Source organism: Ornithinimicrobium ciconiae (genome assembly GCF_007197575.1).
Taxonomy (GTDB): Bacteria; Actinomycetota; Actinomycetes; order Actinomycetales; family Dermatophilaceae; genus Ornithinicoccus; species Ornithinicoccus ciconiae.
On the sequence record NZ_CP041616.1, the window covers coordinates 2,172,375 to 2,185,798 of the forward strand.

12 protein-coding genes and 1 riboswitch are annotated in these 13,424 nt (G+C 69.2%); of the genes, 9 read left to right on the forward strand and 3 right to left on the reverse strand.

The annotated features are described in order from the left end of the window. Positions 1-44: 44 nt before the first annotated feature. A complete protein-coding gene (locus FNH13_RS09900; RefSeq protein ID WP_228266338.1) occupies positions 45-1,385 on the reverse strand; it encodes an MFS transporter in 1,341 nt (446 codons plus the stop codon). 188 nt (positions 1,386-1,573) lie between these two features. Continuing rightward, a riboswitch (cyclic di-AMP (ydaO/yuaA leader) is annotated at positions 1,574-1,737 on the forward strand. On the opposite strand from FNH13_RS09900, the gene FNH13_RS09905 reads away from it, so the two are divergent. Together FNH13_RS09905 and FNH13_RS09910 are read left to right on the forward strand one after the other, a co-directional pair. Then, positions 1,738-2,763 carry a C40 family peptidase gene (locus FNH13_RS09905; protein WP_143783288.1) on the forward strand — a complete coding sequence of 342 codons (1,026 nt, stop codon included), beginning with the start codon at positions 1,738-1,740 and terminating at the stop codon, positions 2,761-2,763. It begins immediately after the preceding riboswitch. 91 nt (positions 2,764-2,854) lie between these two features. Continuing rightward, entirely contained in the window at positions 2,855-3,688 is an 834-nt protein-coding gene (locus tag FNH13_RS09910; protein ID WP_143783289.1) for an aminoglycoside phosphotransferase, read from the forward strand. On the opposite strand, the gene FNH13_RS09915 is transcribed toward FNH13_RS09910, so the two are convergent. Beyond that, on the reverse strand, positions 3,685-4,275 hold the full coding sequence (locus FNH13_RS09915) for a hypothetical protein (RefSeq protein ID WP_143783290.1): 591 nt from the start codon (positions 4,273-4,275) through the stop codon (positions 3,685-3,687). The two genes, FNH13_RS09910 and FNH13_RS09915, sit on opposite strands and share 4 nt — an antisense overlap. 117 nt (positions 4,276-4,392) lie before the next feature. Between FNH13_RS09915 and FNH13_RS09920 the strand changes: the two genes are divergently transcribed. From FNH13_RS09920 to FNH13_RS09940, 5 genes are all read left to right on the forward strand, one after another. After that, a complete protein-coding gene (locus FNH13_RS09920) occupies positions 4,393-5,334 on the forward strand; it encodes an ABC transporter ATP-binding protein (RefSeq protein WP_407669881.1) in 942 nt (313 codons plus the stop codon). Then, positions 5,327-6,190 (forward strand): ABC transporter permease, encoded by an 864-nt coding sequence (locus tag FNH13_RS09925; protein ID WP_228266339.1) that lies wholly within the window; start codon positions 5,327-5,329, stop codon positions 6,188-6,190. The genes FNH13_RS09920 and FNH13_RS09925 overlap by 8 nt, the downstream gene beginning before the upstream one ends. Next, positions 6,190-7,083, forward strand: coding sequence for an ABC transporter permease (locus FNH13_RS09930; RefSeq protein WP_143783292.1), 894 nt, complete (start codon positions 6,190-6,192; stop codon positions 7,081-7,083). The genes FNH13_RS09925 and FNH13_RS09930 overlap by 1 nt, the downstream gene beginning before the upstream one ends. A gap of 64 nt (positions 7,084-7,147) precedes the next feature. Further along, positions 7,148-7,789: a 4a-hydroxytetrahydrobiopterin dehydratase gene (locus FNH13_RS09935; protein ID WP_143783293.1), complete on the forward strand. Its 642-nt coding sequence runs from the start codon at positions 7,148-7,150 to the stop codon at positions 7,787-7,789. Between the two features lie 193 nt (positions 7,790-7,982). Beyond that, complete coding sequence (locus FNH13_RS09940) at positions 7,983-9,599, forward strand: AMP-binding protein (protein ID WP_143785058.1); 1,617 nt, start codon at positions 7,983-7,985, stop codon at positions 9,597-9,599. 96 nt (positions 9,600-9,695) lie between these two features. On the opposite strand, the gene FNH13_RS09945 is transcribed toward FNH13_RS09940, so the two are convergent. Further along, positions 9,696-10,781, reverse strand: coding sequence for a DNA polymerase IV (locus FNH13_RS09945; RefSeq protein WP_202878747.1), 1,086 nt, complete (start codon positions 10,779-10,781; stop codon positions 9,696-9,698). 166 nt (positions 10,782-10,947) lie between these two features. On the opposite strand from FNH13_RS09945, the gene FNH13_RS09950 reads away from it, so the two are divergent. Next, complete coding sequence (locus FNH13_RS09950) at positions 10,948-12,147, forward strand: glycosyltransferase family protein (protein WP_143783294.1); 1,200 nt, start codon at positions 10,948-10,950, stop codon at positions 12,145-12,147. Then, complete coding sequence (locus tag FNH13_RS09955; RefSeq protein WP_228266340.1) at positions 12,134-13,423, forward strand: glycosyltransferase family 4 protein; 1,290 nt, start codon at positions 12,134-12,136, stop codon at positions 13,421-13,423. Before FNH13_RS09950 ends, FNH13_RS09955 begins: the two co-directional genes overlap by 14 nt. Position 13,424: the final 1 nt, after the last annotated feature.

The window sequence follows — 13,424 nt, forward strand, 5'->3', positions numbered from 1 at the left end:
GTGGCCGGGGTGATCATCACGGGACTGTTCCCCTCGGAGCCGCGTTAGGTCTCGGTGACCCGACGACCCGTGACCACCGTGTAGCCACCCAGCGCCAGGGCGGTCAGAGCTCCCATCGCGCCGAGCCAGTCATAGCCAAGGTGCTGCACGACCACCCCGGCCAGAGCACCTGCGGCGGCCGCCGACAGCCCCATGATCAGGTCGGATGCACCCTGCACCGAGGCCCGGTCCTCGACCTGGGCGCCCGCGGCGATCAGGTGCGAGCCAGCGACCATCGTGCAGGACCACCCCAGCCCGAGGAGGAACAGACCGGCCAGCAGCCCAGCGGACCACCCCGTGGAGGAGGTGGCCGCGAGCAGGCAGGCCAGGACCAGGATCCCGACACCGCCCAGGATCACCGGCCGTGACCCACGACGGTCGGTGAGGTAGCCGGCCACGGGGGCCAGGCCGTACATGCCCAGGATGTGCATCGAGATGACAAAGCCGATGACCTCCACCTCGGCATGACCGTGCGCCATGTGGATCGGGGTCATCACCATCACGGCGACCATCACGACATGCCCGATGGTGACCGTCACCGTCCCGAGCAGGACGGTGGGGGAGGCGAGGATCGCCCGGGCCCCGTGGACCACCGAGCCCCGTTGTCCCACGCGGGGGGTCCGGGCCAGGGCGTCGTCGGCGGGCGCGTCAGTCGGTGCCGGATCGACCGCGACGCCCTTGGCCGGCGGGGGCAGCGCCAGTGCTCGAGCCGTCAACAGTGGATCGGGCCGCAGCAGGACGTTGACCAGGACCGCGGCCAGGACAAAGCCGGCGGCGCTGAACACCCAGGCGCCGGCGAGCGGGGGAAGACCCAGTGACTCGGCCATCGCCTTGCCAGGACCGAGCATGTTGGGCCCGAGAACGGAGCCGAGCGTGGTGGCCCAGACGACCAGGCTGAGCTGCCGACCGCGACGAGCAGGCACGGCAAGGTCGACCGCGGCGTAGCGTGCCTGGCTGTTGGCCGTCGACGAGGCGCCGAACAGCGCGGTGCCCAGCAGCAGGAGTGGGAAGCTGCCCAGCTCGGCCGCGAGGATGGCCAGGCCAGCACCGAGGGTGCCAATGAGATAGGCCGCCATCAGGCCCACCCGCCGACCGCGCGCTGCCATCAGTGCCGCGATCGGGATGGTCAGCAGGGCCCCACCGAGGACCTGCGTGGTGTTGGCCAGCCCCGAGAGGTCATCGCGCCCACTGATGTCCGCGGCCATCAGTGCCGCCACGGCGATGCCGCTGGCCACCCCGACACCGCCCAGGACCTGACTGCCCATCAGGGTCCGCACCGTGCGGGTCTGCAGCGCAACGACATCGCGAGTCTCAAGCACTGGAGAAGGCCCACCGGGATCGGTCACCGACGTAGTGTGGCACCGACGGTCAAGAGCCGGCCACGAGGATGGCTGCTGACGGTCAACTCGGCACACACTCATGCGACACGAACGTGTCGTTCGTTACCCTTTTGTGACTTTGGTGTCTCGACCCTGTACCGTTGTCCAGGTTCGTCGAACGACGAATCCCGCAGTCCGGACGCCGAGTCTTGTCACCGGATCGCGTGCCTCCTTTGTGACGACTGACAAGAACGGGGAACCCACTTCCCCGGGAGGAAACTCCCTTGGGGCTAAGGCCCGGCCTGGCAACAGGTCGGACCCGGGCAACACTCCAGCCCGCGCCCGACAGCTAACTCCGTAGGCGATGGAGAGGTACCTCGTGACCCAGACTGCCCCCGGCGGACGCCACCGCGCGCCCAGCCGCATTTCTAGTGCCCTTGCCCAGGGCCGCTACTCAGCCACCTCAACATTCTCAGTCGCCGCTTCCGGCGGACTGCTGGCGTCCTCCATCCTGGTCGCCACCACTCAGCCCTCAACCGAGTTCGAGTCGGCGATGGCTGCCCTCGCGCCGGTCTCCGGCTCCGAGACCATCTCGACCGGACAGCTCGCTGCCACCGCTTCGGACCAGTCGGAGGGCGTCCAGGCCATTGCGGCCGCGCTCACCGGCAGCGCGTCCTCACTGACCCTGCCGACCGTCACTGACACCGTCAGTGCGGCCGATGTCCCGGCCGTGGCCGTGGCCGCTCCGGCCGACGCCGCCAACGCGCCTATGGGCGAACTCGGCTTCGTCGGGGTGACCCCTGTCGTCGAGGAGCCGGTCGAGGTGGCCGCTCCCGAGGCGCCCGCCGAGACGTCTGTCGAGACGTCCGCCCCGCAGACCGAGGGTGCTTCTGCTGCCGAGGCTCGGACGGAGACCTCGTCGAGCAGCCGTTCGGAGGCCCGCACGGAGGCGCCCGCCGCTTCGGCCCCTGCTCCGGCACCGAAGCCCGAGCCCGCCCCGGAGCCCAAGCCTGAGCCGGCACCCGCCCCGGCACCGCCGTCCGGCGGTGGCGAGGGAGCCATCGGCTGGGCCTACGCCCACCTCGGCCTGCCCTACATCTACGGCTCTGACAGCGGCGGTGGCTACGACTGCTCCGGCTTCGTCAAGGCCGCCTATGCCTCGGCCGGCAAGAGCCTGCCGCACGGCAGCTCGGCGCAGTACAGCGCCACCAGCCGTGTGTCGCTGAGCAACATCCAGCGCGGCGACCTGCTCTTCTACAGCAACGGTGGCGGCATCTATCACGTCGCCATCTATCTCGGTGACGGTCAGGTCATCCACTCGCTGCGCGACGGCAGCGGCTTCAGCGGCTCCAAGGTCACCGGGATGAACTACTCCCCGGGCCTGTTCGCCGCTGGTCGCCCCTGACGCAGCACGCCCCACCTCAGCTCTGACGCCACCGGGCGTGGTCACCTCGTGACCACGCCCGGTGGCGTTGTGCTGTGACATCGTGGGAGCCGTGCAGCCACCCCCCGAGGTCTTTGACCTCTTCGCCGTCCCCGGGCATGCCATCGCCCTTCAGGGCGGCAGGGGCACCAGCGTCCTCGCCGGTGACCTGGTGTTGTCCCCAGGGCGCGACGCAGACACGGCCTCCTGGCTCAGTCCGGTGCTGGCTCGTCTCGCTGCGCAGTTGGACCACGAGCAGACCAGGTCGCTGCGTCTGGCCATGCCCATCCCGACACGCGACCTGCGGTGGGTGGTCGACGGGTGGGGCGCGACCCGCTTCGAGCCGGGCACCCGTGCCTGCCAGGACCTCGACGTGCTGGTAGCCACCGGTCGACTGCTGCATGCCCACCTCAAGGCTGCGCTGATCGTGCCACCGTCCGGCCTGCGCACCCGCCACGACCGGTGGTCACGCGCCGAACGTGTCGCGTTCGGCGCCGACCCGGTGAGCGAGGCACCAGGAGTGTCAGCGACGTCGTCACGCAGGAATGCCGCGGAGGTCCAGGAGCTGGTGTCCGATCTGTGCGCCGAGCGTGACGCTGCAGGCAGCGGACCGAGCGACCTCGGCCCTGACCAGCTCGTCCACCGCGACCTAGCCGGCAATGTCCTCCTGGACTCCAGCGGTCTGCCGCTCGTCATCGACCTGGCGCCCTCCTGGCGTCCGGCACTGTGGGCCGAGGCGGTCTGTGTGCTCGACGCGGTGCTCTGGCTGCAGGCCGACCCGCAGGTGATGCACGAGTGGGCCGAGGGCCCACGCCGACAGGCGATGCTGCGAGCAGGCATCTTTCGGGTGCTCAGCGACCGCCCCTGCGATGTCGCGGCCTATCGCCGGGTGCTGGCACCGGCTTAGGCCTCGCCGGCCCCCTCGTCCACGGCATCCAGGAAGCCCATCGCGAGCTCGTCATACTCGTCGGGCTCCATGCCCTGCTCCTGTCGCACCCGCCAGCGTGCCACGCACAGCAGACCCAGGTCGGCGGGCGGCCCATCCACCTCCTCGGCCAGGGCGATGCCGCGGGTGGACCAACCCAGCGACTGCCTCAGATCGCCGTTCAGCTCCCACACCGTGGCCATCGCCAGATAGGTGTCGACGCGTTCCGGCCGTGCGCGGCGCAGCGTCTCCGAGAGGGTCCGAGCCTCCTGCGGGCGGTCGAGCTGGAAGAGGGTGTCCACGACATAGGCGTTCGCGTCGGGTCCTTCGGAGGTCCCCAGCTCAGCCGCGCGCTGGTAGTGGGCGAGGGCGCCTGAGAGGTCCGCGGCCCGGCTGAGCAGATCTCCGGCCGCGATCAGGAGGTCACCGGGGAAGGGAATGTCCTGGGGGTGGGGACTCTCGGCCCAGGAGGCCAGATCAGCCGCCGCGCTGGCATGCTCGGCCGGGGAGGCGGAGCGCAAGGCCTCCTCGAGATCGTCCAGGTCCTCAAAGCTCACGGGGTCACGCATGGTGACCAGCCTACGGACTGCTGCGCACCGGGGCAGTCGGCGACGCAAGGAGGGCGGATCACGAGGTGGCCGAAATGGAGTTGGTAACTGTCAGTGGTGGGGGAGAGGATGCCTCATGTGAACGCACCTGGAGCAGCGGATCCCATCGTCCGCGCCACGGACCTGACCAAGATCTATGGCGATAACCGCGCGGTCGACGGCATCTCGTTCAGCATCAGCTCCGGTGAGTCCTTCGGCCTGCTGGGCCCCAACGGGGCCGGCAAGTCCACCACGATGCGGATGATCGGTGGGACCCTGACCCGCACCGGCGGGTCCATGCTGGTCGCCGGGCTCGATCCGGCCGAGCGCGGCCCGGAGGTGCGCGCTCACCTCGGGGTCGTCCCCCAGCAGGACAACCTCGACGAGGAGCTGACGGTCCGGGACAACCTCATCGTCTATGGCCGATACTTCGGGCTGTCCCACTCCTACCTGCGGACCAAGGCGGACGAGCTGATCGAGTTTGCCCAGCTCACGGACAAGGCCAAGTCCAAGACGACGGCCCTGTCCGGTGGCATGAAGCGCCGGCTGACCATCGCCCGCGCCCTGGTCAATGAGCCCAAGCTCCTCCTCCTCGACGAGCCGACGACCGGCCTGGACCCGCAGGCCCGCCACGTCCTCTGGGACCGGCTGTTCCGGCTCAAGGAGGTCGGTGTCACGCTCGTGGTGACGACGCACTTCATGGACGAGGCCGAGCAGCTGTGCGACCGGCTGATCGTCATCGACCACGGCTCGATCATGGCTGAGGGCAGCCCCCGCTCCCTGATCAAGGACTACTCCACGCGCGAGGTCGTCGAGCTCCGCTTCGGTGCACAGCGCAACGCGGCGGTGGTCGACCAGCTCGCTGACATCGCCACCCGACTCGAGGTGCTCCCGGACCGCATCCTCGTCTACACCGACGACGGTGAGGCGGCGCTGGAAGAGGTCACCGGGCGCGGTCTCAACCCGATCACCTCGCTGGTGCGACGCTCCTCCCTCGAGGATGTCTTCCTCCGGTTGACAGGACGGACCCTCGTTGACTGACACGGCACAGGACCTGCAACGCCTCGCCGCCTCCGGTCGGGTCCCACCACCAGAGGTGATGGCAGCACGAGCCCGGCGGTGGGGCTGGTGGTACTACATCGAGTACTGGCTGCGCACCGCCAGGGCGTGGGCGCAGTCGATCCTGATCTACATGATCGGCGAGCCGCTGCTCTACCTGATCGCCCTCGGCGTCGGTCTGGGCACGTTGGTCGACAACGGTGTGGGCACCGTCGACGGTGTGCCTTACCTGGTGTTCGTGGCCCCCGCCCTGCTGATCTCCACCGTCGTGATGTCGACCGGTGGCGAGCTGACCTACCCGGTGATGGCCGGTTTCAAGTGGGACCGCCTCTACTACGGCCCGCACGCGACGCCGGTCACTCCCGCCCAGATCGGCACCGGCCACTTCCTCGCGGTGCTGATCCGGTTCGTCGTCCAGGCCGCGATCTTCTGGGTAATCATGGTGGCCTTCGGCGCCGTGCCACGAGGCGTGCTGGTCTCTGCCCTGGTGATCCCGATCGGCGTGCTGTCTGCCGCGGCCTTCGGTGCCGTCTTGCAGGCCTATGCCTCGACGTTGACGGACGAGGGCTACCAGTTTGCCTTCGTGCAGCGTTTCGTCATCATGCCGATGTTCCTGTTCGCCGGCACCTTCTTCCCACTGTCCTCCATGCCGGTCTATCTGCACTGGATCGGCTGGATCTCCCCGGTGTGGCACGGCACCCAGCTCGCCCGACAGGTGACCTACGGGGCGGTCGAGCCCGTGTGGTTGACCCTGCTGCACGTGGTGTTCCTGGCGGTCATGACCGTGGCAGGCGTGCTGTGGCTGCGACGCAGCTACACCCGTCGGATGGGAGCCTGATGGACGCGCCGCGCCAGGAGACCCCGCCCACGTCCCAGACAGAGCAGCACGCAGCGCACGCTGCAACGGGGCGCGAGGCGGCACGGGTGCCGGAGTTTCCCGAGGGCCGGCGGCTGGCGTCCCTCTACGGACGCAACGCCCGCGCAGTCATCGAGCGCGGCTTCAAGGTCATCGCCCGACAGAACTGGGCGGTCCTGGTCTCCGGATTCTTCGAACCGGTCCTCTACCTGCTGGCCATGGGCCTGGGGCTGGGGGCGCTGGTGGGCGAGGTCACCGGACCGGGCGGCACCTCGATCGCCTACACGGCATACATCGCGCCGGCGTTGCTGGCGACCTCGGCGATGAACGGTGCGATCTACGACTCGACCTGGAACGTCTTCTTCAAGTTGCGTTTCGCCCGGGTCTACCAGGCGATGCTCCAGACGTCGCTGGGCCCGATGGACGTGGCGCTCGGCGAGATCTTCATGGCCCTCTTCCGTGGCTTCCTCTATGCCTGCGGCTTCATGGGCGTCATGCTCGTCATGGGCCTGGTCACCTCACCGTGGGCGATCCTCATGGTGCCGGTGGCGCTGCTCATCGCCGTGGGTTTCGCCAGCGTGGGCATGGCGGTCACGTCCTATCTGAAGTCGTTCCAGCAGATGGACGTCATCAACTTCGTGATGCTGCCGATGTTCCTGTTCTCCGCCACGCTCTATCCGATCGAGGTCTTCCCCGAGGCGATCCAGTGGTTCATCAAGGCGATGCCGCTGTGGCACGGCGTCGAGCTGATGCGCCACCTGGCGGTCGGCTTCGTCTCCGGGGCCACGATCGGGCACGCCCTCTACTTTGTGGTGATGACGGTCTTCGGCGTGTGGTTCACCACCATCCGCCTGCGCGCCCTCTTCCTGCGCTAGCGGATGCCCCTGTGCGGACGGGGCTCGGCAGGTGAGAGCCGCGCGATGGTGAGACGGTGGTGGGATGGCAACCTTCACGCATCAAGATGTCCTCACGGCAGGTCTGACCCACTGGCGGGATCTCGCCCAGGGGTTGCACGCCCGGTTCGGCACCGGTGACTTCGCGGCGGGTCTCCGCTTTGTCGAGGCCGTCGGGCAGGCAGCAGAGGAGGCCGGGCACCACCCGGACGTGACCCTCACCTATCCCCATGTTGACATCGCTCTGATCAGTCACGACGTCGGCGCCATCACCGAGCGCGACATCGACCTGGCCCGACAGATCAGCGCCATCGCCACTGAGCACGACATCCCGGCGCAGCCCGAGGCACTCGCCCAGGTCGAGTTGGCGCTCGACACGGCGGACCCGTCCCGGCTGGGACCGTTCTGGGCCGCGCTGCTGCGGGGCGACACCGAGGCGTTTCAGGACGGCGACGTCGTGGGCGACGCCCGCGTGCCACTGCTGTGGTTCCAGGAGACCGACGCCCACGAGACACCCCGGCAGCGCTTCCACCTGGATGTGTGGATTCCGGCTGAGCTCGCGCAGGAGCGCATCGCCGCTGCCGTCGCTGCGGGCGGCACGGTGGTGGATGACGAGGCGGCACCGGCCTTCACGGTCCTCGCGGATGCGGAGGGCAACCGGGCCTGCGTCTGCACCACAGAGCGCTGATCACGCTCTGCCACCCCCTTAGGGTCGGTGTGTGAGCGACGACCTGGCCTGGTCGGACCCGGGACAGCGGGCATTCCTGCTCGCCCTGGCGCGGGCGGACTCGGATGACTTTCCGCTGCTGGCACCTCCTGCGCGGGGTGACCCTGCGGCATACAGTCTGAGAAACACCCGGAGTCGTCAGGAGGAGTCGGAGATGGAGTCCTATGCCAAGGGCGAGGAGCAGCCACTGCTGGAGGAGACCATCGGGGTCAACTTCGAGCGGACGGCGGCCAAGCACGCGGATCGTGAGGCTCTCGTCGAGGTGGCCACTGGCCGCCGATGGACCTGGGCCGAGCTCGACGCTGATGTCAACGCGCTGGCCCGCGCCCTGATCGGGGCCGGGATCGCGGCAGGGGACCGGGTCGGGATCTGGGCGCCCAACTGTGCGCAGTGGACGCTGACCCAATATGCCACCGCCAAGGTCGGGGCGATCCTGGTCAACATCAACCCCTCCTATCGCACCCACGAGTTGACCTTCGCGGTCAACCAGAGCGGTCTGCGCCTGATGTTGGCGGCGAGCAACTTCAAGTCCAGCGACTACCGGGGCATGCTGGAGGAGACCCGTGGGGACTGCCCGGACCTGGAGCGGGTGGTCCTGCTGGACACCGATGACTGGTCGGCCCTGCTCGCCCAGGGCGCGGACGTGCCCCAGGAGGCCGTTGCCGAGCGGATGGCGACCCTGAGTCCCCGCGACGCCATCAACATCCAGTACACCTCCGGCACGACCGGGCGCCCCAAGGGCGCCACCCTCAGCCATCGCAACATCCTCAACAACGGCTACTTCGTCACCGAGCTGATCAACCTCACCGAGGCGGACCGGCTGTGCATCCCGGTGCCCTTCTATCACTGCTTCGGCATGGTGATGGCCAACATCGGCTGCACCACCCACGGTGCGACCATGGTCATCCCCGGCCCGGGCTTCGAGGCGGAGACCACGCTGCGCACCGTCGTCGAGGAGCGGTGCACCGGGCTCTACGGCGTGCCGACGATGTTTATCGCCATGCAGAACCACCCGAGCTTCGCCGAGCACGACCTGTCCAGCCTGCGCACCGGCATCATGGCCGGCTCGCCCTGCCCGGTCGAGGTGATGAAGAAGTGTGTGGAGCAGATGCACATGTCCGAGGTCTCGATCGCCTATGGCATGACGGAGACGTCGCCGGTCAGCACCCAGACCCGCGACGACGACGACCTGGAACGGCGCACGGAGACCATCGGTCGGGTCCACCCCAACCTGGAGATCAAGATCGTCGACCCCGCGACCGGGCAGACCGTGCCGCGCGGCGCGACGGGGGAGCTGTGCACCCGCGGCTACTCGGTGATGCTCGGCTACTGGCAGGAGGAGGCCAAGACCGCTGAGGTGCTGGACGCCGAGGGCTGGATGCACACCGGTGACCTGGCAGTCATGCGCGAGGACGGCTACTGCACGATCGTCGGCCGCAGCAAGGACATGGTGATCCGCGGCGGCGAGAACGTCTACCCCCGCGAGATCGAGGAGTTTCTCTACACCCATCCCGACGTGCAGGACGTGCAGGTGATCGGGGTGCCGGATGAGAAGTACGGCGAGGAGCTGTGCGCCTGGATCCAAATGAAGCAGGGAGCGACGGCCCTGACCGCTGAGTCGGTGCGCGAGTTCGCGTCGGGTCAGCTGGCGCACTACAAGATCCCGCGCTACGTCATGGTCGTTGACGACTTCCCGATCACGGTCACCGGCAAGGTGCGCAAGGTGGAGATGCGGGCGGTCTCCAGCCGGAAGCTGGGGCTAGCCGACTGACGAGCGGCAGTATGCCGATCGCCCGCCACCGGGTCAGGGCGCGCGGTGGCCGTGGGTCAGGGCGCGCGGTCGCTGTGGGTCACCGGTCGTCGCGGGTCAGGGCGCGCCCCGGCGCCCGTGGGTGCGGGGCGGGTCGTAGCCGCCCTCGGGAGGCACCATCTCGCCGCGGATGCCGAGCAGTCGGATCGGGCGGTCGTCCGCCAGCTTCTGCAAGAGCCTCAGTGCCGTGTCGGCGATGAGGTCGGGGTCGAAGGTCGGCTCGGGCAGCTTGCGGACCCTGGTGACGGTGAAGAAGGGCGCGAAGCGGACCTTCAGGTGGACGCGGGCACAGGCCCGGCCCTCGGCCCGCAGGTCCGCCACCACCTGGGCGGCCAGTTCCCGCAGGGCGGCCTCGATCTGTGCGGCGTCGGTCAGGTCCTGCTGGTAGGTCGTCTCGTGGCCGTGTGCGCGGGCCACCCACGGGGTGTCGTCCACGTGGCGGCTGCCCGCCCCGGCCCCCAGGCGACGCAGGTGAGGTCCGGTGCTCGGACCGAAGACGGCCGCCAGGTCATCGTCGTCAGCGGCGGCGAGCTCCCGCACGGTGCCGATGCCCAGCTCACCCAGCCGCGCCGAGATCCGGCTGCCGACACCCCACAGGGCACGGGTGGGTCGGTCACCCATCACCTCAAGCCAGGTGTCCTGGGTCAGCCGGAAGACCCCCTGTGGCTTGCCGAACTCCGTGGCGGTCTTGGCGCGGACCAGCGTGTCGCCGATGCCGATCGAGCAGTGCAGCTGCGTTGCGGCGAGGACGCGGGCCTGCAGGTCTCGGGCTGCCGCCTCGGGGTTCGCTGTCTCCAGCCCGACGAACGCCTCGTCCCAGCCGAGCACCTGGACCACGGCGCCGGGGAACTCCTGCAGGGTCTGCATGACCTGCTCCGAGGCAGCCTCATAGGCGGGGAAGTCGACCGGCAGGAAGACGGCCTCCGGACACCGCTTCAACGCTGTCCGCAGGGGCATCCCGGAACGGACCCCCCACGCACGGGCCTCATAGCTGGCGGTCGAGACGACGGCACGCTCGGTCGGGTCACCCCGTCCGCCGACCACGACGGGGAGTCCGGCCAGCTCTGGTCTCCTCAGCACCTCGATGGCGGCGAGGAACTGGTCCATATCAACGTGCAGCACCCAGGAGGACACGCCCACCATCCTCTCGCGTGTCGAGACCCAATCCACCTTTTTGGCCCCGGATCTGTGCGGAAAAGGGTGAACATGAGAGTGCTCTCACCAACCTTTCACGTCTGACTCATGACCGTCGGGTGAACTGTCTCTCAGGCGCCGAGGGACGGCGTTGCACGACCAGGAGGTAGGCCACATGAACGGTTCGGAGAACCCCAACCCGTTCCGGGTGCTGCTGTACTCGCACGATTCCGTCGGGTTGGGCCACATCCGCCGCAACCTGGCCCTCGCCCACACCCTGGCCACCGAGGTGCCCGCGATGACCGGTCGTCCCGTGACCGGCATGCTGCTGACCGGGGTGGGACACGGGACCGACCTCGATGTGCCCACCGGCTTTGACGTGGTCCTGCTGCCGAGCATCTGCAAGGGCGAGTCTGGCTATGAGCCGCGCCACATGCAGGTGCCGATGGACGACCTGATCGGCATCCGCGCCCAGTTGGTCAAGGGAGTTGTCAAAGGACTCAACCCCGACCTGATCGTGGTCGACCGGCACGCCTATGGCGTCAACGGCGAGCTCCGCAAGACGCTGGCCAAGACCCGCAAGAAGCGCCCGGGCACGACCATCGTGCTCGGCCTGCGCGAGGTCCTCGACGAGCCGGACGTGGCCGCCGCAGAGTGGGCCCGGCTGGAGGACCTGGACCGCTTCCGCACCATCTTCGACGAGATCTGGGTCTATGGCGACCCTCAGGTCCACGACGTGCGCCACACCGGTGAGGTCCCCGCCGAGCTGCACGACCTGATCCGCTACACCGGCTACCTGTCCAACGGCCGCCGCTGGATTCCTGAGGCGGACCCCACGGAGGCCCCTTACGTTGTGAGCATGTCCGGTGGCGGCAGCGACGGCAAGGGGATGCTCAGCATAGCCGCCCGGGCCACCATCCCCGCCGGGCACCGCCACCTGGTGGTGGCCGGCCCGCAGATGCCCGCCGAGGACCTCGCCACCCTCCAGGCGCAGGCTGCCCCCGGCACGAGGGTCGTGGGATCTGTGCCGGACGGCCTGGCCACGATCCGCCGTGCCAGCGCCGTCGTCTCGATGGCCGGCTACAACACCGTCAACGAGGTGATGAGCACCGACACCCCGGTCCTGCTGGTGCCACGGGAACTGCCCCGCCAGGAGCAGCTCATCCGCGCCCTCGGCCTCAAGGCCGCCGGCGCCGTCGACATGGAACGCCTCGAGAACCTGACCGCAGAGCGTCTCAGCATCTGGTTCGCCGGCGCGGTCCACCGCACCCAGGACCGCACCCACCTCGACCTGGCCGGTCTGGCCGGAGTCGCCCACCGCGTCGCCGACATCGCGCGCGCCAGCATGAAGGAGTTCACCAGTGCAGCTGTCTGAGCACGCACCGCAGTCCGGGCGTGTGCCCCGCGTCGGCTACGTCCTCAAGGTCTATCCGCGCTTCTCGGAGACCTTCGTGGTCACCGAGATCCTGAGCCGTGAGGCTGCCGGCGAGGACCTGGCGATCTTCGCCCTGCGCCCGACCACCGACGCCCGCTTCCACCCCGAGATCGCCAAGGTGCAGGCACCGGTGACGCACCTGCCCAAGCCGGCCAAGCTGAGCGAGGCCTGGAGCGTCCTGCGCGAGGCCCGCACGGTGATCCCTGAGCTGGACGAGCGCCTGCCCGCCATCCTGGACCTGCTGACCCGCCTCGAGCCGTCGGAGGCGGTGCAGGGGGTGCACCTCGCGCTCCGCGCGACCCAGCAGGGCATCACCCACCTGCACGCCCACTTCGGCTCGATGGCCGCCCGGATTGCCCGCGTCGCCGGGGCCATCGCTGACATCCCCTTCTCCGTGACCACTCACGCCAAGGACCTGTTCCACGAGAGCGTCGACCACGACCTGCTGCACGAGATCCTCGCCCACGCCGACCACGTGGTCGCCATCAGCGAGTTCAACCGCTCGTTCCTGGTGAGCCGCTACCCGGACCTGGCCGACAAGGTGGTGCTCATCCGCAACGGCCTTGACCTGGCCCGCTTTGAGTATGCCGCGCCGGCACCGCTGTCGGGCCCGCTGAAGGTGGTGGCGGTGGGCCGGTTGGTCGAGAAGAAGGGCTTCACGCACCTGATCGAGGCCGTGCGCCAGCTGGCTGGCCCCCACGGGTCGGGACGGCAGGTCCAGGTGCGCATCGCCGGCGACGGTGACCAGGCCGCGAGCCTGGCCCAGGAGGTGGCCGCAGCGGGACTCAGCGACACCATCGAGCTGCTCGGCCCCCGCCACCAGGAGGAGATCCGGGAACTGCTGCGGTGGGCCGATGTGATGGCCGCGCCGTGTGTCGTCGGTGCCGACGGCAACGCCGATGGCCTGCCGACCGTGCTCCTGGAGGCGATGGCGATGGGCGTGCCGGTCATCGGCAGCGACGTCACCGGGATCCCCGAGGCCGTCCGCGACGGGAGCACCGGACAGCTCATCTCCGCCGACCGGTTGGGCATGGGTGAGGTCGACGAGCTGGTCGCCGCACTGGAGCGCGTCGCAGGCCCTGACTACCCCCGAGAGCAGATCGCCCGAGCAGCCCGCGAGCTGGTCGAGGCCGAGTTCGACACCGCGCGCCAGGCCCTGCGTCTGGCCGGCCACCAGCAGGGCCAGGCCCTGTTCGCCGCAGCGGGGGTGATGTGAC